The sequence below is a fragment of the Verrucomicrobiia bacterium genome (genome assembly GCA_026414565.1).
Lineage (GTDB): Bacteria > Verrucomicrobiota > Verrucomicrobiia > Limisphaerales > Fontisphaeraceae > Fontisphaera.
This window is the reverse complement of the sequence record JAOAIT010000041.1, coordinates 54,497-77,164: the sequence shown is the minus strand read 5'-3', so window position 1 is coordinate 77,164 and position 22,668 is coordinate 54,497. Positions and strand designations below refer to the sequence as shown.

Sequence of the window (22,668 nt, the reverse complement as noted above, 5' to 3'; positions counted from 1 at the left end):
AAAATAGTTCGCCCCGTTAAACCGCCACTGCACCCAGTACGGCGGCGTCGGCTCCACCCCCACCCGCAACACCGCCTCCCCAAACGCCAACACCGTCTGACTCGCCGGCTGCTCCACAATCCGCGGCGGCACCTGCACCGAAAGCCAGGCCACCTGGCTGGTCACGCTGGCGTAAGGGCCGGTAATCACCACAGCGTAGTAACCGGCATCATCCAAAGTGGCGCCAGCCTTGGTGTAGATGGGCTGATTAGCCCCGGGTATGGGTTCGCCGTTGCGCAGCCATTGGTAAGTGAGACCGTGGGTGGAGCAAGTTTCAACGGAAAGCCGGATTAACCCATTGGTCGGCACTGCGGTGGCTTGGGGATGCGCCGTGATGGAGGGGACACCGGCAGGTTGGGGCACGGTGGCTGCTCCGGGCGTGGGCAAGGCCGCCACCCAGTTGAGCGGATCATTGCCATAGGCCAGACTGTTCAAACGCTGCAAGGAAAGTCCCGTGCCATCGGCGCCGCAGGGCCATTCTTCTCCGTCGTCATAGCGCACTTTGTCCACCAGGATGGGGTCGGTGGTGTTGTCCTCAAACACCTCATCCCTGACCAGTTCGAGACTTTCCCCTGCGTTGCTCAAGTCCCCACCGTAAGGCCCCACCACCGGCACCTGGGTGGCGAGCTGGTAGCGGGCGCGAAAATCCTGCAACAAGGCCGGCTGGGAAACGGGATCAAAGTTCACCACCAGCAACCGCCCGCCCGGCGGCACAACCGTGCCGGGAGCGAAGGCAAAGGAGACGCCGTCACGCAAACGATAGGCAGCACCGGGCGCTCCCAGGTCCACCGAATTACTGCTGATATTGTGGAGTTCCACGAATTCGTGGGACTGGTTGTTGTAGAAATAGCCGTAGAAGGACAAGTCTTGGGGATGATACATGACTTCGGAGATGACCACGGGGCCGACGGCGGGTCCGGCGTTGTTGGTGCCCAAGGTCACGGCGGGTTGCGCCACAAAATGATCTGCCCCGGTGCTGATGACGTGGCGGCCAAAGCTGATGCCCCGGGAGGCGCCACCAAAATCGAAACCGTGATAATAACCAGTCAGCCGGCCCTGGAGATCGGCCGAGAAGAGATAAACTTCATCCCCCTTGGCCCCAAAGGCAAAGCGCTGAGCGGGGTTGGGAGAGGATTGAAAATCGGTTTCGGTGAAAACCTTGAATCCCTGGGGCGAAAGGATGGTGCCCTCGGGAATGCGAAACTTCTGCGGGGTACGGAAATCATCCGTGATGAACCACCCGCTGACGTTCACCGGCACGGGGTTGGGATTGAAAAGCTCCACGGCATCCAAGCCTCCCGGCAGGGGACGGCTGAGGACCTCGTTGACATAGACCGGCAAAATGGGAGGGGCCGTCAATTCCGCGCCGCCGGGTGACCCATCAAGTCGGCCGGTGGGCCGCCACTGCTCGCGCTGGCTCCAGACGGTCCATGGGGCCAGTTCATCCACCACGGTCAAGGCAAAGCCAAAGCCGTCCGTCACAGGATACCAGCGGTTGTCGTAGGCGAATTCGAGGATTTTTTCGCCTCGGGCGTCATTGAGGCGCAGGGTTTCGCCCCCGTTGTTCAGATTGCCGGTATAAACTCCGGCCACCGGCAGCCCCGCCCCATAACGGGCGGCAAAGGCGGCGGCGTTTTTGACCAGCAGCAACCGGCCGCCAGGTGGCAGGTTGGTGATGGTGGCACCGGTAAAATTGAACTGGATGCCTTCGGCAAAATGCACGCCGAGGAGGTTTAAGGTGAGGTTGGAGCTGACGTTGGCGAGCTCGATATACTCGTATTCATCGGAGTCCAGGTTGCTGCCCGGCCACGGGGAGGGACGATACATGATTTCGGTGACACGAAGGAATTGCTGGGCGGGGCTGGGATTGGGGGGAATGTTGGTCACGGCCACCAGCCGGCCGGTGTCGTCCACCACCTCCAGGTTCTCGCCCCAGGCGGACAACTGGCCGGAATAGTTGCCGCGCACGAACAGCATCTGGCCGCCCCGCGGCCCGACCGTGCGCGTGCGGAAGGCGTTGAGGTCTTTGGCCACGTACAGGACGCTGTTGGCCGGGATCACCGTGCCTGGTTCAAACGTGAATTGAACGCCGCCGCGCAGGCGCCAGCCGGAAACGTCCAGCGCATAGGGCTGTGGATTGGTGAAACAGAGGTACTCCTGGGCCTGATTGCCGCTGAGCGGAGTGGGGTCCCCATCAAAGAACTGAATCACGGCATTGGGGGATTGGGCCGGCATTTCCCCCGAGTAGCCCACATAGGCATTTTGTTCGATGAAGAGGCGACGGTTGACGAGGAAGTTGTTCTTAATGATGTCGGCCGCCTCAGGTTGGGTCATGACGCAACAGGTACTGGAGGCCTGGCCCTGCCCCCAAGTGCCCCATTTGGCGAGATCGAGCGCGGCATCGGGCGCCAGCAAGGCGGTCAGTTCATCCACCCGTTTCTCGTAACGCAGCAGGTGCCGTGGCGTGGAAGAAGACTGCATCAACTGAAAATGAAGCTGTTTGATGCGGCGCAAGTACATCTGCCGGGTTTGCGGGATGTTAAAGAGGGCATTGACGAAGCCGTTGTTGCTGCCGCTGAACAGTGGGTTGTCCCACGTAACGCGGTCATCCCAGTAAGTCCAGGTGTTGGTCCAGGAGCGGCCGAAGCTCAAATCCACGTCCCACGCAAACATGGCCCATTGGCCGGAGCCCTCGGTGTCGCGGTAGAAGTAGTAATTTTTATGGCAGCAATCCCGGTCTGCCGTCACGACGCGCGCCGCCAGGAAATTGATGACCGCCGGCAGGTTCACGTTATCCATGATCCAGGCCACGCGGGCATTGCCCCCTTGCAGCACGGCGCCGTTGAGGAATTCCACCAGATCCGCATTGCCTTCGTTTTTGCGCGTTTTCTTTTCGGCGTAGTTGCCGTTGATGCCGATGGTGGTATCGGTCAGGGAGCTGAAGGTATTGTACATTTTGTACATGGCGCCGCGGGGGTCCAGGCCGTTGCGTTTGAGGTAGCCGGCATCGCCGTTTTCCATCAGATGATAATCGCCAAAAAAGCCGCCATTGGTTTGCACCCGCACGGGGATGGTGAAGTGATAGGGGGAGCCGGCGTCACGATAGGTCTCGTAGGCCAGGATGTTGCGCATGTGCGCCTTGTCGGGGTAGGTGGTCATGAGATTGATGTCATCCACCCGCTCCTGGCCCGGGGCCCAGAGGAAACCGTGGCCGGGGTTGAAATCCACATCATAACTTTTCTTGGGGAATCCCGCGCTGCTTTGGCCGTGCAGATTGAAAGTCAGGTTGTCGTAGAACTCGCCCAAATAGTACAGGGCGCCCTTGGCGCCCGCGCTGGTGCCTGCCGCGGTGTGGTTTTCAATGAACCAATGCAACACCGGCAGCGGGGTGGTGATGTTGGTGGCAACAATGGTGCCCAAATACTGGGGGGAATTCACCGGGTCTTCATACAAAGGCCATCGGGAAGGCACCCCGCTGGCATCCTGCACCTGGACATAATAACGGATCATCTGGCCGGGGGCCGCCAGCCCGCCAGGAATGCGCCCGGTAAAGACGCCGTCCCCCGCCACGGCATCGCCGCCCGTGCCGTCATCCCGCATGGGCACGGGGACATTGGGGCCAAACATGATGCGATAATAGAGGGTCACCGATTGGATGGCATCGAAGGTGGGCGTAACCTTGGCGGTTACCGTCAGGGGCTGTCCGGGCTGTTGCTCGGCGGGGGCGTGCCGCACGTCCGTGATGCGCGCGCCCAGCGCTGCGGTGCCAAATGCGTTGAGGGCGCCCGGGGTGGGTTGCAGAAAGTAACGCAGCCGATCCGCGGTGAACAAACGCGTGCGATAACTCAACTCCGGCAGGATGAGAAAGTCCACATTATTGGAGGCCACATTAAGGCCGTGGATGGCCAGGACGTTGGTGCCGGCCTGCAAGGCCCCGCGGAGGGAGGTAATATCAAAGGATTCGTACTGCAGGGCCAGGTCATCTGGATGCAGGCCGGTGGCGCGGGAATTCCAGGTCAGATCCTGCCCCGGCAACTGCGTGATGGTGAACGTGAAAATGGAGCCGTCGTAGCTATCCGTGTCGGCGTTGTCGGTGCCGCGGGGCGTCAGGGCAAAGTCAAACAAATCTCCCACATTGACTCCTTCGATGAGCAGGTTGGTGGTGATCCCCACGCCATCGGTGCCGGCAATGGTGCGGGTGAAACGCTCGACGCCGTTGACAAACAATTTGCCCGTCACGCCGTTGCCGCCACCGGTATTTTGTTTGCGCAAGGTGATGCTGACCATGACGGCACCGTTGGCTTCACTCACCCAGCGGGAGATGGCCCAATGCACGTTGCCGCTGTTGCTGCCATTGGGATGGGTGGTCCCGGGGCTAACTTGAGTCCACGGCGCGCCGGAGGGGGTCAAGTCCCACGAAGAGCCTGTCCAGTAGGTAGTGGCAAACGGCTGAAAGTCGCCTGTGTCATAACGCTGGTTGGCGTCGGTGGTCGCATTATACAGGCCATAGTACCAGTTGTTCGCCCCCTGCTGGCCTGAGAAATCGTTCACGAAATTGGCCACTTCGCCCGCCAGGGCCGGGCTGGGGGCGTTGCGGCGGGCCACTTCGACACCGTTGAGATAAGCCACAAAACCGTCATCATATTTCATGCGCAAGGTCAGGGCATCCACCGCGCCCGGGTCCTCCATGACAAACGGCAGCCGGATGTACACGGAGGAATTGATGTTGGACATCAGATTCAGCACATCGGTTTTGATTAAGGGGCGATAGGGCACCCCCACGTTGCCATTGTAAAGGCTGGCGATTTCCGCGGCGGAAAGGGTGTTGGTGTAAATCAACAATTCGTCCATCTGGCCGCCATACCAGTAAACGTTGTTGGCCATCTTGCCCAAATACCACGCGCCGGAGGTGGTGAAATCATTGCGCACAAAGCTCTGGGAGGGGTCGGTCACATCCACCCCGTTTTTATAGAACCAGATGCGGCCGGCCGTGCGGTCCACCACGATGGCGATATGATTCCACTGATCAAAATCCACCGCCACCAGCGATTTGGCCACCTGTCCCGATGTGCCGTTGCCGTGCTCAAAAACCAACAGGCCGTCCTGGGTGTTGTAGCTGTTGACAAAGAACTTGAAGCCGGCGGTGGTATAACCGCCGGCCACGTTGGCCACGACATTTTGAATGTTGAAACGGTTGGCCGGTTTGATCCACAAGGCAAGGGTAAAACGGGAAGTGAAATCCCAGCTTGGAAAGGTCACCGCCTGACTGGTGCCATTCAAGCTCAAGGCGCGTCCCACCGTGCGATCGGCCACAAAGGTGGGGCCACCCTCCAGGGTGCCGTGCAACGTGCCCACGCTGTCCTGGGCATTATTGGCGTCGAAGTCATAGGCATGAACCGGTTGCTGCATGGTTTGCCCGGCTTCATTGGGGCTGCCGTCGTAACCGATGCCATTGGTACCGGCCAGCCAGCCGGCGTCGTTGAAGTTAACTTCCGTCCAGCTTAATGCCAGGCTGTCGCTGGCAGGCACGTGCACGCGGGCGGGGGTATTGGTCCCCACCAGCAGGGTGGGGTCAGCAAAGGTGCTGATGCCAAAGGAAATATCATTGAATTGCCGCGGAAAGGCCGGGCTGTAGGCAAAAGCGATGTTGGTGCCATCCGGTTTGACAAGCCCCAGGAATTCACCGCTGGTGGCGAGCTGCCAACTGGTGTGCAGGGGCTGCCCCGGCACCCGACGGTCCTTGCCGGAGGCAAATACGATGAGATACCGATTGGGAGGCAGGTTGGTGGCCGGAAAGCGCCACTTGGTCAGGTCATTGGCGCTATCCGTCAGGTACCATCCCTCCAGATTCACGACATTGGTGCCGGCGTTATAAATCTCCACCCAGTCCGAAAACGCGCCGTCCTCATCGGCCAGGGTGGAGCGGTTGGCCGCCATAAATTCAGTGATCAAGATCCGTTCTTGAGCTAGAACGGGAGCGGCAAGGAACAATAAAACCAGAAAGCCCCCCAACACAGAACAAAGGCCGGAATGCAACATACGTTTTTTGGGTGAATGATTTCCCTGCAAGTAATCATAAATGTTACGTTTCTGCAACGATTTTTCCGCTCTCGCGCCCTTGAGTGCGCCGATTGAAGCAAAGAAGACCGGTGTGATCTGTCAGTTAGGTCTGAAGCGGAGCCGCGCCTGATTCTACGGAAGAAGGGGCGCAAGTTTATGTCCCGCCCTTAAGGGGCGGGTAACCCGGCTTTTCTCAATTCTGTGTAACCACTTGTGTTCTGCTGTCGTCTAAATGGTCAAACCGTGCTGGCCGCCAAAGTCCGGGCATCTGAAGATGCCGGGGGGCGGCCACAGGAGCCGGTGCCGCGGGCAGCCCGGATTCCTGCAAAATGGCCCGGATACAGAACATCATCAACCTATGAAAAACGTACTGAAATATGCGGCAACCCTGGCTCTGGCCGGCGCTGTGTCCATGCTGGCTTCTGCGCTGCAGGCGCAACCTGGCGGCGGCGGACGGGGCGGCTTTGGGCTGGACGAGCAGCAGCGTAACACCCTGCGGGAGGAGATGCAGAAGCAGCAGACAGAAGTTCAACAACTGAACGAAAAACTGCAGGCCGCCCAGCGGGAATTGATGAAGGAAGTGCTGGCCGAGAAGCAGGATGAAAAGAAGATTCGCGAGAAGGCGGATGCGGTGGCCAAGATTCAGGCCGACATCATGGTGCTGCGGGCCAAGGCCTTTGCGAGCATCAACCCCACCCTCAAGCCTGAGCAGAAGGAGCAAATGCTCGAAAACCGTTTCAGCTTCATGATGCTCCAGGGCGGCGGTATGATGGGCGGTCCGGGCGCAGGCCCCGGCATGCGTCAAGGCGGCCCCGGCGGGCAAGGTGGTCCGGGTGCGGCTCCTGGCGGTCAGGGTGGACAAGGTGGCCGCGGGCAACGCGGTGGTGGCGGACAGAACCGCCAATAATTCCGGCCCCGCAAGTGGATTCAACCGGTGCGGCCAAGACAAGGCCGCGCCGGTTTTTCTTTTAATTGGAGGCGGCCCCGCCCTTTTCCAGCCAGGGCATTTCCAGGCGCCTGCGCCCCGCCACCGGATGGCGCTCCCCGAATTGGGCTTCGATTTCTTTTATCAACGCCAGCAGCTTTTCGCGCAAAATGGCCTCGGTGACGGGCTGGTTGCGCGCGGCTATGACCTCCGGATCATCTTTGAAAGAGAAGGAATGGGCCCAGTTGTCCATGGCGGTGTTGCCGCGTGCCAGTTGCTGTTTCTGGCCCAACATGATCCAAGGGCGTGGTTTTTCCATGGTCCAGCGGCTGAAGGCCACGTTGCTGCGCACCAGGCTTTGCTGGGCATCACCGAGGGTGATGCCGTGCCAGTGATTGACGAGGACCACGTTGCACTCCACCACGAATTGGACCAGCGGCCCGTCAAAAAAGCCAATGCCCTGCAAGGGATTGGGGTATGGCAGGTCATCGCGCTCCCGGGCCACAATCACGTTGCCTTCGACGCGGACACCGCGGAGGGTACCCCGGCCCACATTGAACAAAAAGGCCTGGATGCCGTCATCGTGGTTGTCGTCGCCTTCTTCCGCGCCCACAAAGTTATTTTTAACCACATTATAGCGGACCACCTGGCCATCGCGGGTTACCCGGATGCCGTCCGCCGAATAATTGGCCACGACGTTGCCTTCACAAATGACATCGGGGGCGCACAGATTGATGCCAAAGCGGGTGTTGAGCACAAAATTGTTGCGGGCCACATGGCTGCGCCCGTATCGGCCCAGCCAGATGCCGCTTTGCGGTTTGGTCACCCAGTCTTTGGCGGACCACTTTGCGGTGTCGAGGACGCTGAACACGAAGCAGTCCTCCACCACCAGTTGCTCGCTGTCATCCTGGCCCCGTTCGCCCAGCATCACGAGGCTGTGAGGCGGCTTCTCTATGGGGTTCGGAGCCAGGGAGGGGGAAATCATCAGGCCTTTCACGCGCCAGCGGCTGCCGCCGCCAATGTCCACCCAGCCCAAATGGGGGGTGTGTCCAGGCTCCGCGGCAAAGGTGATAAACTCCTTGTTGTAGCCGGTGGGAATGCGAATCGTACCATGCCAGCCGCTGCGCAGCCAGAGGGTGTCGCCGGCTTTGACAGGGGCGCCTGGATTGATGGTTTTCCCCTGGGCATCCAGGGATTGAATTTTCCGGGAAGTGATCACTTCCTCCACGGTTCGCCAGGGCCTGGCTGCGCTGCCGTCGCCCTGGGGTGATCCTTTCAGGGGGTCGCAATAAAAGTCTGCGCCCATGACGGGCCAGGCCAGAAGCCCCATTACCCATGCGCCTGCAAGCGCCCTAATGTGGAATTTCATCTGCAAAAAGTGTCGGCTTTATTATGCCGGTCATCTGCCGGGGTCAAGGCTCCGTTTTCTGGTTGCGCGCCGGCGGGGTGTGCCGGAGCAGCCGATTGGCCCAAACCAGAAAATGTTTCATGTTGGACTGGCTTTCATGCCCGCCGTCATGCTGGCGCCAGGCCAGTTCTCCTTCCAGCAACCCCACCCCCACGGGCGGCATGGGTGCCGTGCGATAGTCTTCCTTGACCCCCAAGTCCCTGGCGCCCAGGAGGCGGAAGACCGGCTGGGCGGCCACTGCAGCCATGAAACTGCCCTGTTGATCCAGCCATAGGGCATCCCCCCGCTCGGGAATGCCGTAACTGATGAACACCGGGCGCGGGGCGCACAAGGCGATCAGCATGTGCGAATCCACCGGCAAATCGGCGGGCGTTTTGGCGCCGTGTCGGCCCTCCGCGGCGGCATACTTCAAGAAGTTGCCCGCCATCCAGTGGTATTCCCCTGAACTGGCCAGCGTTTCCACGGCCTCGCCAAAGTTGCGCCGCAACAGCGTGGCGCCGCCCTTGCCGGAAGACCCCACTAAAGCCACGGCAAAACGCGGCTCGAAGGCCAGGGTCACCAAGGCCGCCTTGCCAAAGCGCGACACGCCCTCGATGCCCACGCGTTTGGCGTCCACCTTGGGATCGGTTTCCAGATAGTCCAGCGCCCGGGCCGCGCCCCACGCCCAGGCGCGCAGCGCGCCCCAATCCTCCGGCTGGCGCGGCTGGCCACGGTTCACCAATCCGATGATGCCTCTGGTCAGGCCGGCGCCGTTGTCGGCTTGAATGCTGTTGGGATTCAAAATGGCGTAGCCCCAACCGTTGGCGATGAGCTGCTCGGTGGAGGGGGGATCGCCGCTCCGATTGCCACCGCCCAAAAAGCCGGGCGGGCCGGGGGCCGCCTCACCGGGACGGCGCGGGAAACCGCTGCCGAAGCCGCCAAACATCATCAGCACCGGCACCGGTTGGGTGGCCTCCAGCGGGGTGACCAGAGTAAACTGGATCTCGACCTGGATGTTGGTGAACAAGGAGTTGTCCACGCAGCCAACCAGGCGTTTGGCCAGGACCGGCAGATTGCCCACCACTCGATCGGTGGCCTGCGACACCACCTGCCAAGTCACCTTGGGCACGTTGCGGGGGACCCGCCCAAGGACTTCGCGCTCGTAGTCCTCCACGATTTCCGGGCGGCGGAGTTTCCACCACTGCTCTGGCGTGGTGACCTTCTGGCCATTTTTCAGGGTCAGCAGGTCGGGCAAATCAGGATAGGGATTGGCCTTGGCCGGATCATAGTTGGCGGAATTGGTGCGGCCGGGCTGGGCGGCAGGCCCCGGACGCAGCCGGGTAATGCCCAGTTGCTCCATCATGAGGCGATGATCCTGCTGGGCGGTCCAGTTCTGCGGCGTGGGGGATTGCCCCTGCAACGACGGCAGCAGGAGGCTGGCGCCCAAGAATACCCAAAGCAAGCTTGCGCCCAGGGGCGGTGAGTTGCGGGGGGAGGAGGCACAAGGTCCCTCCAACGGCTGGCGAGTGTGCGTGGCGAGGTGCATGCAACCATTTAACGGCGTTCAGGCGGTTTTTCCATACTTTTGTTTGCCGGTTGGCAATGAGGCCCACCAAGGAATGGGGACTCGCTGCGGGCCGAAGAAGGTTGCATGACCAAGGCGGGCCATGGAGGGTATGCTACGCCATATCTTGCGTATGAGGGAGGCCTCCTGCGCTCCGGACTTGTCAGACGGCCCGGCTAGGCGCAGGATATGGTCACCAAATGCAATCAACACCGGCAATGGTTATGACGCTTACGCGAATGATGGGATGGTTGGGCCTGATGGCGCTGACGGCAGGCGGGCTTTGTTCGGCAGGGCTGCTGAGGGCCCAGCCGGCTGAGTCCCAGGCTGCACTTGAACAACGTCTGGCTCTGCCCGCCACCGATGAAGGACTGCCGGGAGCCGGCCCCATCCGCCGGTATGACTGGTTCAAGAAACTCTGGCTGCAGCGCCGCCTGATGTGGGCCAGGGAAGTGGCCCAAGATCAAAATGCCGTGGTTTTCCTGGGCGATTCCATCACCCAGGGTTGGGGCGATCAATTGAAGAAGCACTTCCCCGGGCTTAAAGCGGCCAACCGGGGCATCAGCGGCGATACCACGCGCGGCGTCTTGATTCGGTTGAAAGAAGATGTGCTGACGCTGCAACCCAAAGCCGTAGTGTTGCTGATTGGCACGAACGATTTGGAGGAGGGCGCCGATCCAGAAACCATCGCGGCCAATCTGAAACTCATTTTGGCCGAGTTGAAACGGCACAACCCCCAAATGCCCATCTTGTTGTGCCAGGTGTTTCCCAGTTCAGCCACCAAGAAGCGTCCGGCAGATAAAATCCGCCGCATCAATGAACTGTATGCCGCCGCAGTGAAAGGAGACAAGCAGGTGACGCTGCTGGATACTTATACCCTCTTTGCCAACGCCCAAGGCGATGCACGGCCGGAGGAGTTCCCTGACCTGCTGCATCCCAACGCCGCCGGTTACACCAAGTGGGCCGCCATGTTGAAGGAGGAACTGGTCCGCCTGCAGTTGTGGCAACCGCAAAACCCTGCGGCGCAGTAACGGGCGCTGCCCTTGGGTTGCCGACGCCTAGCGCCGCTCAATCATCTGGCGGAACTCCGCAAAAAGCGGGATGGAATCGTGGGGGCCGGGGGAGGCTTCCGGGTGGTACTGCACGCAGAAGATGGGTTTGCGTTTGTGGCGCAGGCCTTCCACCGTCTGATCGTTCAAATTGATGCGGTTGACCACCACGTCCGGCGGCAAGGAGGCGGGGTCCACGGCAAAACCATGATTTTGGGAGGTAATTTCCACCCGGCCCGATTCGAGGTCCTTCACCGGCTGATTGCCGCCCCGATGGCCAAACTTCAGTTTGAAGGTGCGCCCGCCGAGTGCCTGGCCGAGAATCTGGTGCCCCAAACAAATGCCAAACATGGGCAGGCCGGTCTCCACCAGCTCCCGCACCGCCGCCACGGCATAATGCAGGGCCGCCGGGTCCCCGGGGCCGTTGGAGAGGAAAATACCCGCAGGCTTGTATTTCAGCACCTCCGCTGCCGGGGTGTAGGCCGGCACCACCTGCACACGAAAACCATGCTGCCGCAGGCGGCGCAGAATGTTGTACTTCATCCCGAAGTCATAGGCGACAATCGGGATGTCCGCCGGCGGCAAGGGGGCCCGCACCTCCCGCGGGTTGACAGCGTCACTGCCCTGCACCAACCGGAAACTGGCGCTTTGCTCGTCCTTTTCGTCCCAAAGGAATGGCTCGGCATGCGTGACATCCTTGACGTAGTCCATGCCAACCATCCCGTGCCAGGCACGCGCGCGCTCCACGGCCTCGGCGTCTGAAACGTTGCCCTCCGTGCTGAGAAAGCCCTTCATGGCCCCCACCACCCGCAATTTTTTGGTCAAGGCCCGGGTATCAATGCCTTCGATTCCCGGAATGCCATATTGCTCGAGGTACTCGGCCAGCGTGGCGTCCGCCCTCCAGTTGCTGACCACCGGAGAAAGTTCACGGATGACAAAACCCGCCACGTGAGGCCGCCAAGATTCCACGTCCTGGCGGTTGATGCCATAATTCCCAATCAAGGGGTAGGTCATGGTGACAATTTGCCCCTTGTAGGAAGGATCCGTGAGGATTTCCTGGTAACCGGTCATCGAGGTATTGAAACACACCTCGCCGCAGGCCGAGGTTTTCGCCCCAAAAGCCTTGCCGTGGAACACCGTCCCGTCTTCCAGTGCCAGAATAGCGCTCATGATAGTTGCCCGCACCGGCGCGCGATGCTAAGGCTCAAGGTGCCACCGTCAAGCCGGAATGACAAATCAAAGAAAACAAAAAACGCGCCGCGGCAGGAACCACGGCGCGTCAAACCGGTCAGTGCCGGCCAGGGCAGCCAGTTACGGAAGCACCACGCGATAGAACTTGCGCTCGCCGGTCAGCGGGGCCACAAACGGACTGGTGGCATTGGGCACGGGCGTCCACGGCCCCGTAATATTGTCTGCCTGCTCCAGCCGCGTGCCAATGAACGGCCACCTTAACTGCAGGCCCTGGGTCACCGGCGCCGCCTGCAGCCGCAACACGGGCAAGCTCACCTGCTTGACCGTCGGCTCCGGCCCCAGGCCGGCATTGACGTTGGCCGGGCTGTAATTCAGGTCGGTGGTCAGGACAATCTTGTCGCAATAGAAACCATCCTCGCGCATGTACACCTGCACACGGTGCACCCCGGCGCTGGGTACATCCAGGTACACCCGGCCGCCGGTGGTATCACTGATACTGCCCCAGTGCCAGCCGGACATGCCCAAATCATACCCCTGTTGCACGTTCTGGGCGGAGGAAGGTACGACATTATTCAGACCCACATGGATGGAATTATCGGCGCCCCCCTCGGCTCCGCCCCGCACCCAGACGTAATAGCGGCCGGGGCCGGGGAACTGGACAAAGAAATCCAGGGAGGTCGCCTCGTTGCCACTGGGACGGTTGCCCTCGGTGTTGGGCATGGCCCGCATGGCGCCGCGTCCGGAGTATCCGGCCCGGTTGGTCACCAAAATCCAATATCGCTCCACGCCTTCCCAGACGCGGGAGATCATCTCATCGTAATCCTCCGCCTCCATGACCACCAGGTTTTGCGGGCCGCCTGGCGTTAAGAGGCCCGTGCGCTCGATGCGGGCGCTGACCGTGGCGTAGTTGTCCACCAGGTCAAACGCCTGCGCGGTGACCACATAAAAGGTATCATTGGTGAGCGGACTAACCACGTAGAGCGTCACGGTCCGGCCATCCGCGGAGAGCACCGGCCGGATGAGGTCATTCACCGGCACAGGCGAATTGTCGAGCAGGTTGGTGACGGCATAATAGACGGGGTCCTCGGCGATTGAGCGATTCACCAATTCATCGAATTCCACGATGATGGCGGTGGGATTGCCCGGGCTGTTGATGGCCTTGACGATGGAGGGCGGGACGGCATCCTGGCTGACGGTTACAGTCGCGACTGCGCTGGTGGCCACCACCCCTGGCGCCGCCACCAAGACCCGCCACTGCGAGCCATCATCCGCCATGCTCAACAGGCGGGTGGTGTAGCTATTGGTCAGGACCACGGCCACATTGGTGAAAGCATCCACACCGTTCCACCGCTGCCAGGTGTACACCAGCGGGGCGTTGGTGGGTGTGACCGCGGCCGCCACAGTGAAGGTATGCGTGCGATTCTGCAAAATCGTGCGGCCTTGTGGCTGGGTGGTAATGGCCACCTGCACCGCAGAAGGATCCGCGAGCACTTCCAAGGCTTCGGCAGGAATAATCACCGGCCCCGTCCCCGAGGGCGGCTGCCAGGCGACCTGGACGTAGTCGCCTCCCGTGCCCTCCTTCCACAAAGCCTCCAAGGCATACCGCTGGCCCGCTTCCAGGAAGATGGACACCGACTGCCCGGAAGTGAAGGGCTGGTTGGCGCTGGCCTGCTGGGCGATCGTGTTCAGCGTGGAGAAATCAGCCGTCGAGCCGAGGCGCAGCTCCGTGCCGTCGTCACCGCGGATGAAGAAGGTGAAAAAGCCGGACTCCAACGGGCGCAGCCAGCCAATCAAACGGCCACCGTAGTTGTCCCGGTTGGGGACGGTCTGCACCGTTTGGGCTGAATTGACATAGAACAGCTCGTCCCAGAAGTTGGGATAATTGGGCGAGGTGATCAGGGAGGCGATGTCGTTGCCCGTGAGGTTGAAATACCGCTGGGCGGCCAAGAAACCACGGCTGGACACCCAGCCGTAGAAACTCAATTCCGTGCCGCCCGCCAGCCAGTTGGTATAGTAAGAGCGGTCCGGGATCCCCTCCACCACCATCACCGTGTAACGCTGCCCCTGGGTCAGTGGTTCGGTTACAATCTGCAGCCGGCGGCCATCGGCGGAAAGGGTGGCGCTTTGAATCGCCAACGGCGGGTTGAATACGTAATTATTGAGGTTTTGGGCCTGTGCCGCCTGGACCGGTTCGGAGAAAAACAGCCAGACCTGATTCATGGACACGTCCGCGGTAACCTGGGTCACCTGCGGCGCATTGGTGTCCACGATCACCGTCAACCGGGCCACGGCGCTGGTGGCGCTGCCGTTGCGATTGGTGGCCACCACCCGGAATTGCTGGCCGTCCTGCGGGGGATTCACCGTGCCCAGGGCCAGCGTCGAGCTGGTGGCACCCGGGATGTTGGTAAAGCTGCCCACCCCATCCCATTTCTGCCACTGAATCGCCCGCGGCGGCGCCCCGGTCACCGTCACACTCAGATTAACCACTGTTCCCTCAGGTACGGTTACGTCCCGCAAATTGTTGGCAAAACCCACCGGGGCCGCCGGATCAAATGGCAGTTGCCCCCGGTTCGCCGCAATTTCCACGGCTTTCAAAAACATGCTTTCGCCCGTGGCAGTCAAATTTTCCACGCAGTGTTGAAGAATATCGCCACCGGTGGCAGGTTCACGACTGCTGGCGGCAAAATACATGCGATACCCGCCCAGAATGTCCGCCCCCCCGCGTACGGGCGTGCCTGCTGGCCATTCCATGATGACGGGGATGTTGTTGCGGGCGACGCCACCCAGGTCGGTGAAATCAGCCACTGCCAGAACCCGCCCCCCGCTAACGGGGCCTTCCAGAATCTGGCTGGTGTTGCGATGGATAGGCTCGTCATAAGGATTGGCGGTTACGTTGCCATTCATGGCCACTTCACTAAAGATGTAACCAATGAGAGGATCGGCCAGGTTCACCGCCCGCACCGGCGTGGGGGTATCATCCAACATGGTGTTGCCCGTGCACCACCCCAAACGGTTCGCTCGCACCAGATAGGCATTGATGGTCATCAGCGGCTTGGTGACATTGACATTCCAATCTATGACCTGGGGACTCTGAAAGGCGGCACTGGCCACGGCACGGCCCAGAATAATCAGGTCATAACTATTAATTTGTGACAGAATCTGGGGAGTCAGCCGTGTATTTAGGTCATTAGGCCCGTTAAAACGGGTCACGGTATGCCCGGCGCTTTGGAGAATAGTGATGAAGCCTCCATCAGGGTAATTGCCGGGGTCGGAAAAGGTGTTGTCAGTGCCATTGTCACTCACCCACAAGATGTTGGCGGCATGAGCTGGCCCTATGACCAACAACAGGGCAGCTAATGCAAGGCCCAGGAAACTGGGGAACATGGAATAACGGCGGCGATGCAGCGTTTTCATAAGGCTGTGCTTTTGGGTTTCGTAACTATCTATAATCCGTTTTGTGTGATTCGCAATAAGAAAGTTAATAAATCCCCCCTTGATGCCCACCGGGGGGCGGGGATAGAGTCGGCCCCCGTCTGATGCTGCGAGGACGCGCCAGATTCATCGAGCCGGCGGTCACCGTGCTGCTGCCCGTCTATAACGCGGCCGCCACCCTGCGCACCGCCATTCGCAGCATTTGCGCGCAGACCTTCTCCGACTGGGAACTGCTGGTGGTGGACGATGGGTCAACGGATGACTCCGCGGTTATTACCCAGCAGCTTGCCTTGAATGATCGCCGCATCCGGCTGCTGCGTCGTCCCCATGAAGGGCTGGTGGCGGCCTTGGAGGCGGGATTGCAAGAGGCCCGCGGCCGTTATATAGCCCGCATGGATGCCGATGACATCTGCTATCCCGACCGGATGGAAAAGCAGGTGGAAATGCTGGATTGGGATAGTGAACTGGGACTGGTGGGCGGCCTGGTGGAATACGGGGGGGACGCGGCGGCGCAGCGGGGCTATGCCCTGCATGTGGAGTGGATGAACAGCCTGAGCAAACCGGAAGACATCTATGTGAACCGGTTTATTGAATCCCCGTTTGCCCATCCGTCCGTCATGTTTCGCCGCAACCTGATTGATCGTTACGACGGGTATCGCGCCGGCCCCTTCCCCGAGGACTATGAACTCTGGCTGCGGTGGATGGATGCGGGGGTTGCCGTGGCCAAAGTCAAGCATCGGGTTATCATCTGGAATGATTCCCCGCATCGGCTGTCGCGCCAGGATCCTCGTTACACCCCCGAAGCCTTTTACACCATGAAGGCTTTTTATCTGGCCCGGGCGGTGAAGCGCCTCCTGCAGGGCCGTGCCCTGTGGATTTGGGGAGCTGGCCGAGTGACCCGCAAACGCGCCGCTCCGCTGGCGCAACAGGGGCTGAACATTGCCGGTCATGTGGATGTGGATCCTGCCAAATGCCAGCCTGGCCGCGCCGCGCATGTCACCATCCTGCCCCACCAATTGCCACCCCCCGAAGCAGCCTTTGTCATTGGTTATGTGGGCAACCGGGGTGCGCGCCCACTGATTCGGGAGGCGTTGGGGCAAAGAGGTTTTGTGGAAGGGCGGGACTTTCTCATGGCCGCGTGAAAGGCTGCTTTGGCCTTTGCACCCTGCCCGCTTTGCCGTAAAAATAAAGCGTATGACAAGTTCATCGCCCCAGGCGGTACGTCTGGCGGAATTACTGTCACCCGCCACCATTTTGCTGCACCTGCGCGCCGGGGATCGCGAGGCGGTCTTGCAGGAACTGGCAGAGACGGCAACGCGCGTGCTGGAAAAGACACATCTGACGCAAAGTCTCTACCAGGCCTTGCGCGAGCGGGAACTTCTGTACAGCACGGGGATTGGCGATGGGGTGGCCCTGCCCCACTCGCGCACCGTGCCGCCTGAGCTGACCGTCCGGCCCCTGCTGGTCTTTGGCAGGCACAGCGGTGGCGTCCATTTCCACGCCATTGATCATCGTCCTGTGCATCTGTTTTTTCTGGTGTTGGCGGCCAATGCCAGCCAGCACCTCTATCTTTTGGCGCGTTTGAGCAGAGTACTGCGACAATCCGCCGTCCGTGAAGCCCTGCTCAAGGCCACAGGACCCGAGCAAGTCATTGCCGCGGTGCGTGAGGGGGAAAGCCTGTTGCCCTGATCTAGCGGCTCTCGCCGGGAAAACCCTGTTGCCGGAGCGCCTCATATAGCACCAGGGCCACACAATTGGAGAGGTTCAAGGAGCGGGCCTGGGGATGAAACATGGGGATGCGCAGCCAGCGGTCAGGGTATTGTGCCAGCAACGCCTTGGGCAAACCGGCGGTTTCCCGGCCGAAAACCAGATAATCCTCCAGTCCAAAGGTGACTTCGGCATAGTGCCGCTGGCCCCGGCTTTCGATCAACCAGAGGCGGGCGGAGGCAGGCAGGGATGCCGCAAAAGCGGGCCAGTCCGGCCATCGGCGCCAGGTGACATGTTGCCAGTAATCCATGCCGGCCCGTTTGAGCTGCCGATCATCCAAGTGAAAACCAAACGGCTCAATGAGGTGCAACGTGGTGCGGGTGGCCGCGCATAAGCGGGCGATATTGCCGGTATTGGGGGGGATTTCCGGTTCAACCAGAACAACGTTCATGAGCCGGGCTGCTTGAAGGTCACCAGCGCCTCGTTAACACTGCCGCGCCGGTAACCTTCCAAATCCACCGTCACGTGGGCATACCCCAAGGCCCGCAGGCCGGCGGCGATCCGAGCTCCCAGCCCGTTGCCCAGGAATTTGGGCAATTCCGCGGTGCCGACTTCAATGCGGGCCAGATGGCGCACCCCGCCCTCGGCGCTCTTCAATTCATGGTGCCGCACCCGGACATCGTAAAAGCCGGCATCCCGCAATAAATACTCGGCTTCTTCGATCATGCGCAATTTTTCCACCGTCACCGGTTCGCCGTAGGGGATGCGTGAGCTGAGGCAGGCCATTTGTGGCTTGTCGGCCGTGGGCAGGCCCAGACGGGCGGACAGTTGCCGGATCTCGGCCTTGGTCAGTCCGGCCTCCTTCAAGGGGGCTCGCACTTGAAACTCGCTGGCGGCCTGGGCGCCTGGCCGATGATCTCCAATGTCACTGGCGTTTTCACCGTAGGCGATGACGGCATAACCTTCGGCCCGGGCCAGCGGGGCCAGTTCGGTGAAGAGTTCAAATTTGCAGAAATAACATCGGTTGTTGGGATTGGCCAGGTATTGCGGATTGTTAAACTCGGCCGTTTTCACTACCCGGACGGGGAAGCCATGCTTGCGGCCCAACTCCAACGCTTCGGCCAGCTCCCGCCGCGGCAAGCTGGGGGAATCGGCAATTACGGCCAGCGCACGCTCTCCCAAAACGTCATGTGCCACCCAGGCTAGAAACACCGAATCCACCCCCCCGCTGTAGGCCACCAGGCAGGAGCCGTAGGACTCCAAACGCTCGCGCAGAGCCTTGTATTTTTCGTCCAGCACACGCTTAACTTGGCATTGCTTGGGCCGAATGTCGAGCCGGTTGCTTGCCGGGGTTTCAGACCCCCCCAAATCGCCGGTGCCGGCGGGTGTATTCCTCCAAAGCGGCGTAGAGTTGCGGTTTGCGAAAATCCGGCCACAGGGTGGGGGTGACCACCAGCTCGGTGTAGGAAATCTGCCAGAGCAAAAAGTTGCTGACGCGCATTTCGCCGCTGGTGCGGATGAGCAGGTCGGGGTCGGGATAGTGCCGGGTATAGAGATGTTGCGCCACCACCTGTTCGTTGATTTCTTCCGGCTCCAGTTGGCCTGCCTTTACCTTTGAGGCGATCGTGCGCATGGCCTCCACCAATTCGGTGCGTCCGCCATAGCTCAACGCCAGAATGAGTGTCAATCCGTTGTTCTTGGCCAGGGCCGCCTGGGTCTTTTTCAACTGATCCTGGACAAACTCCGGCAACCGGTACACCTGGCCGATCACCTCCAACCGCACATTATTGCGTTGCAGCTCGGCGACTTCTGTTTTCAAAAACCGGGCCAGGTACTTCATCAAGGTATCCACCTCGTCCTTGGGCCGGTTCCAGTTTTCCACGGAAAAGGCGTAGAGGGTGAGATATTTGATGCCCAACTCGCCACAGGCACGCACCACCGCCCGCACCGATTCCACGCCATGCCGATGCCCTTCCACGCGGGGCAGGCCCCGCTGCTTGGCCCATCGGCCGTTGCCATCCATGATGATGGCCACATGTACCGGCAGATTGGCTTTGGCCTGTGGGCTTAAAAGGGGAGCCGATGCCGGACTGGCACTCATCGGAAATTAGGGAGACGGTTACTTGACGAAAATGGTTTGCTCCCGCCCTGGCCCTACCGAGGCGATGCTGATCGGCGCGCCGGTCAAGTCGCTCAATGCCTTGAGATAGGCCCGGGCTTTGGCGGGCAGGTCCTTCCACCGTTGGACTGTGGAAGTTGGCTGCCGCCAGCCCGGCAGCTCCACATAGACCGGCTCGCACTGGGCCAGCAGCGCGGCATCGCTGGGCACATAATCATACTGGCGGCCACCCGCGCGATAGGCCACACAGACCTTGAGGGTTTCCAGCGTGTCCAAACCGTCAATATTGGTCACGGCCAGTTCATCAATGCCATTGACCATGACGGCATGCCGGACAGCCACCGCATCAAACCAGCCACAACGCCGCGGCCGCCCGGTCGTCGCCCCAAATTCGCGTCCCATGGCATGGAGCATGTCGGCAATTTCGGCGTTTTCCGTGGGCAACGGCCCCTCCCCCACCCGGGTGGTATAAGCTTTCATGACGCCCACCACGCGGTCCATGCGGTTGGGCGGCACGCCTGAGCCGGTGCAGGCTCCGCCGGCGGTGGTGTTGGAGGAGGTCACATAAGGATAGGTGCCGTGGTCAATATCGAGAAATGTGCCCTGGGCGCCCTCAAAGAGGATGTTCTTCTTTTGCCGCAGGGCCTGATTGAGCAGGACGACGGTGTTGGTGACGAAAGGCTGCAACCGTGCACCGGCCGCCTGATAGTCAGCCAGCACCTTCTTGTACGACAACGGCTTGGCGCCCAACGCCTTGAGCACTTCGTTGTTTTCCTTGATGCGGTTTTTTAAGGCCTCGGCAAAGCGCTCCGGCTGAATCAAATCCAGCAGGCGCAACCCCACCCGCGCAGCCTTGTCCCCATACGCCGGCCCAATGCCCCGCTTGGTGGTGCCGATTTTGTTGCGTCCCTTGCGGACTTCCCGCTGGGCGTCCAGCTCGCGGTGGTAAGGAAATACGACATGGGCGGTCTCACTTAAGGCCAGGTTTTGGGGGGTAACTTTCACGCCCAACTTTTCCAGGCCGTCGATTTCCTCACACAAGCTGACCGGATCCACCACCACCCCATTGCCCACCACACAGACCTTGCCCTTGTGCAAAATGCCCGAGGGCACCAAGTGCAGGACGTATTTGACGCCCTTCAGGATGACGGTGTGTCCGGCGTTGTTGCCGCCCTGAGTGCGCACAACCAGATCGGCCGACTCCGTCAGCACATCAATAATTTTGCCTTTTCCCTCATCGCCCCATTGGGCGCCAACCAGAATGGTGGTTGCCATAAAATGATTAAATCACCAGTTACTACAGGCAGCAAAGGACCCGGGAGTGTAAATCCGGGGTGACATCCGCGCCATTTACAAACAAACGTTAGGGGGCACCCCCAAGGGGTGTCAAGCCGCGGTTGGCATGACCTGGGCCGCGGCGGACGCGGCGGAAAAGCGGGTCTTTAACCAAAAATCGCTTGAACAGATTCCCGTCAATTATTACAAAGTTCTTAATATCGAGTGACATTTGGATGTACCGGCCCCTCATCCAAGGATCACGCCGGTGAGCTGGTTGCAGAGTGGGGAATCATGAGCAGGCTGTCATTGCCGGCACAGGGCTGCCGGGCGAAGGAGTGCACGCATTCCCGTAAGAGAATTGCGCCAAGGCTCGTGGATGTGGCCTTGTCCGTATCCATGGCCAATCTGCTGATGATTCGGGCCTGGTTCTCCATCCTCTATGACGAAGATTTCGGCTATTACAATCGGCAACCGGTCAATCTGGCCACCCTGCTGGCGCTGCTGGTGAGCCTGCTGGCCCTGGCGGGGGTGACATTTCTGGGCCTGCAACTCTGGCGCCGCCTACGCTGGCGTTGGAGCCGCCCCGTGGGGGTGCTGTTTTCACTGGCCTTGCTGCTGATCCCGGTCAATTTTTTCCGGCTCTCCGTGCTGGACATTCCCGGCGCCACCATAATCGGTCTGGCCAAACATCCGCTGTTTCTAGCCGGGAGCGCGGCAGGTTGTTTTCTGGTCTTTTGGCGCTGGACCTGGGCAGCTAGGTTTCTGCGCGCCGTGTTGTTTATTTTGTTGCCCCTGAGCCTGTTAAGTGGGGGCAAATTGCTGCTAGTCCTGGGCGGTGTGCTGAAATTGCGCCAGCACGAAGGCCCCCCCAAACTGGCCTCCCTGCTTCCTGAAGGACGCTCCCAACCACGCCTAATCTGGCTGGTGTTTGACGAGCTGGATTTTCGCCTGGTTTTTCAAGAGCGCCCGGCGGGGTTGTGCCTGCCGGAATTGGACCGGCTGCGCGCGGAGGCGTTGTTTGCCACACATGCGCGGCCGCCGGCGTACGGCACATTGCTCTCCATGCCCGCCCTAACCACTGGCGAGCTGGTGCGCAAAGCCAGCCCCTGCTCTCCATTTGATCTGCAGTTGGAGGTGGCCGCCACCGGCGAGATAAGGCGGTGGAGCCAGATGCCAAATATTTTTGAAGATGCCCGCCGTCTGGGTTACAACAATGCCATTGTCGCCTGGCATCATCCCTACCGCCGGGTCTTCAGCAACGTGGTGAGCGTTTGCGAATGGTTCCCTTCGCCGGTCTTCGAGCAGGCGCGCGGCTCCAACTTTACCGCCGCGCTGGTCAACCAATGGTGCTCCATGGTGGCCCCTTTGCAACAGCGCCGCCTGCAAATTCGCATCCAGCAACAAGCAGAAGCCGCCGCTCTCCAAATGGTCACCAACCGGCAACTGGGCCTGGTCTTTTTGCATTTGCCGCCCCCGCACAAGCCGGGGATTTACGTGCCGGAAAAGGATGCGTTCACGCTCTGGCAGTTTTCCACCGTGCAAGGCTACTGGGACAACCTGGTATTGACCGACCGCATGCTGGGCCGCCTGCGGGCGGCACTGGAAGACCAAGGCCAGTGGGAGAACACATGGCTGGTGATCACGGCCGACCATGCCTGGCGGGAATCCCACCGCTATGATGGCCGTTTCGATGAACGGGTCCCCTGGCTGCTGAAGGCCCCGGGACGCTGTGCTGGTGGGCCGTATGATCGCCGTTTCAATACCGTGGTCACGCGCCATCTGCTGCTGGCCATCATGCGCGAGGAAGTGCGCACCGCCGATGCGGCCCGCCACTGGCTGAACCAACACGCCCCCGATCTGCCGCCGGTGACGGATTTGTCCCCCAACGATCATTGAGGCGTGGCTCTCAGAAAAGGG

General features: G+C 60.7%; 13 protein-coding genes and 1 pseudogene. 5 read left to right on the top strand and 9 right to left on the bottom strand.

Going from position 1 to position 22,668, the window contains the following annotated elements:
* On the bottom strand, nucleotides 1-6,078 hold a 6,078-nt coding region (locus N3J91_09610; protein MCX8156686.1), incomplete at its 3' end, for a lamin tail domain-containing protein.
* Between the two features lie 379 nt (nucleotides 6,079-6,457).
* On the opposite strand from N3J91_09610, the gene N3J91_09605 reads away from it, so the two are divergent.
* Nucleotides 6,458-7,006 carry a periplasmic heavy metal sensor gene (locus N3J91_09605; GenBank protein ID MCX8156685.1) on the top strand — a complete coding sequence of 183 codons (549 nt, stop codon included), beginning with the start codon at nucleotides 6,458-6,460 and terminating at the stop codon, nucleotides 7,004-7,006.
* A 61-nt stretch (nucleotides 7,007-7,067) separates the two neighbouring features.
* Here N3J91_09605 and N3J91_09600 read toward each other — a convergent pair whose 3' ends face one another.
* A complete protein-coding gene (locus N3J91_09600; GenBank protein MCX8156684.1) occupies nucleotides 7,068-8,330 on the bottom strand; it encodes a right-handed parallel beta-helix repeat-containing protein in 1,263 nt (420 codons plus the stop codon).
* A gap of 106 nt (nucleotides 8,331-8,436) precedes the next feature.
* Nucleotides 8,437-9,957 (bottom strand): acetylxylan esterase, encoded by a 1,521-nt coding sequence (locus N3J91_09595; GenBank protein ID MCX8156683.1) that lies wholly within the window; start codon nucleotides 9,955-9,957, stop codon nucleotides 8,437-8,439.
* 260 nt (nucleotides 9,958-10,217) lie between these two features.
* On the opposite strand from N3J91_09595, the pseudogene N3J91_09590 reads away from it, so the two are divergent.
* Nucleotides 10,218-10,952 (top strand): annotated as a pseudogene (locus N3J91_09590) (SGNH/GDSL hydrolase family protein).
* 81 nt (nucleotides 10,953-11,033) lie between these two features.
* On the opposite strand, the gene carA reads toward N3J91_09590, so the two are convergent.
* Nucleotides 11,034-12,194 (bottom strand): glutamine-hydrolyzing carbamoyl-phosphate synthase small subunit, encoded by a 1,161-nt coding sequence (gene carA, locus N3J91_09585; protein ID MCX8156682.1) that lies wholly within the window; start codon nucleotides 12,192-12,194, stop codon nucleotides 11,034-11,036.
* 141 nt (nucleotides 12,195-12,335) lie between these two features.
* Nucleotides 12,336-15,629 (bottom strand): hypothetical protein, encoded by a 3,294-nt coding sequence (locus tag N3J91_09580; GenBank protein MCX8156681.1) that lies wholly within the window; start codon nucleotides 15,627-15,629, stop codon nucleotides 12,336-12,338.
* A 122-nt stretch (nucleotides 15,630-15,751) separates the two neighbouring features.
* Here N3J91_09580 and N3J91_09575 point away from each other — a divergent pair, with 122 nt between their 5' ends.
* Both N3J91_09575 and N3J91_09570 read left to right on the top strand, forming a co-directional pair.
* Complete coding sequence (locus N3J91_09575) at nucleotides 15,752-16,789, top strand: glycosyltransferase (protein ID MCX8156680.1); 1,038 nt, start codon at nucleotides 15,752-15,754, stop codon at nucleotides 16,787-16,789.
* Between the two features lie 52 nt (nucleotides 16,790-16,841).
* Nucleotides 16,842-17,336, top strand: coding sequence for a PTS sugar transporter subunit IIA (locus tag N3J91_09570; GenBank protein ID MCX8156679.1), 495 nt, complete (start codon nucleotides 16,842-16,844; stop codon nucleotides 17,334-17,336).
* Nucleotide 17,337: 1 nt separating this feature from the next.
* Here the strand turns inward: N3J91_09570 and N3J91_09565 are convergent, their stop codons facing one another.
* The 4 genes from N3J91_09565 to N3J91_09550 are packed head-to-tail and all read right to left on the bottom strand — an operon-like array spanning nucleotide 17,338 to nucleotide 20,748.
* Entirely contained in the window at nucleotides 17,338-17,805 is a 468-nt protein-coding gene (locus tag N3J91_09565; GenBank protein MCX8156678.1) for a tRNA (cytidine(34)-2'-O)-methyltransferase, read from the bottom strand.
* On the bottom strand, nucleotides 17,802-18,653 hold the full coding sequence (gene larE, locus N3J91_09560) for an ATP-dependent sacrificial sulfur transferase LarE (GenBank protein MCX8156677.1): 852 nt from the start codon (nucleotides 18,651-18,653) through the stop codon (nucleotides 17,802-17,804). The genes N3J91_09565 and larE overlap by 4 nt, the downstream gene beginning before the upstream one ends.
* A 55-nt stretch (nucleotides 18,654-18,708) precedes the next feature.
* Nucleotides 18,709-19,455 carry an isoprenyl transferase gene (locus tag N3J91_09555; protein MCX8156676.1) on the bottom strand — a complete coding sequence of 249 codons (747 nt, stop codon included), beginning with the start codon at nucleotides 19,453-19,455 and terminating at the stop codon, nucleotides 18,709-18,711.
* Between the two features lie 18 nt (nucleotides 19,456-19,473).
* On the bottom strand, nucleotides 19,474-20,748 hold the full coding sequence (locus tag N3J91_09550; GenBank protein MCX8156675.1) for an adenylosuccinate synthase: 1,275 nt from the start codon (nucleotides 20,746-20,748) through the stop codon (nucleotides 19,474-19,476).
* Between the two features lie 381 nt (nucleotides 20,749-21,129).
* On the opposite strand from N3J91_09550, the gene N3J91_09545 reads away from it, so the two are divergent.
* Nucleotides 21,130-22,647, top strand: coding sequence for a sulfatase-like hydrolase/transferase (locus tag N3J91_09545; protein MCX8156674.1), 1,518 nt, complete (start codon nucleotides 21,130-21,132; stop codon nucleotides 22,645-22,647).
* Nucleotides 22,648-22,668 lie beyond the last annotated feature (21 nt).

Coding starts and splice junctions, on each gene's coding strand:
- N3J91_09605 (MCX8156685.1), top strand. CDS start 6,458: ATGAAAAACGTACTGAAATATGCGGCAACCCTGGCTCTGGCCGGCGCT.
- N3J91_09600 (MCX8156684.1), bottom strand. CDS start 8,330: ATGGGCGCAGACTTTTATTGCGACCCCCTGAAAGGATCACCCCAGGGC.
- N3J91_09595 (MCX8156683.1), bottom strand. CDS start 9,957: ATGCACCTCGCCACGCACACTCGCCAGCCGTTGGAGGGACCTTGTGCC.
- carA (MCX8156682.1), bottom strand. CDS start 12,194: ATGAGCGCTATTCTGGCACTGGAAGACGGGACGGTGTTCCACGGCAAG.
- N3J91_09580 (MCX8156681.1), bottom strand. CDS start 15,629: ATGAAAACGCTGCATCGCCGCCGTTATTCCATGTTCCCCAGTTTCCTG.
- N3J91_09575 (MCX8156680.1), top strand. CDS start 15,752: ATGCTGCGAGGACGCGCCAGATTCATCGAGCCGGCGGTCACCGTGCTG.
- N3J91_09570 (MCX8156679.1), top strand. CDS start 16,842: ATGACAAGTTCATCGCCCCAGGCGGTACGTCTGGCGGAATTACTGTCA.
- N3J91_09565 (MCX8156678.1), bottom strand. CDS start 17,805: ATGAACGTTGTTCTGGTTGAACCGGAAATCCCCCCCAATACCGGCAAT.
- N3J91_09555 (MCX8156676.1), bottom strand. CDS start 19,455: ATGAGTGCCAGTCCGGCATCGGCTCCCCTTTTAAGCCCACAGGCCAAA.
- N3J91_09550 (MCX8156675.1), bottom strand. CDS start 20,748: ATGGCAACCACCATTCTGGTTGGCGCCCAATGGGGCGATGAGGGAAAA.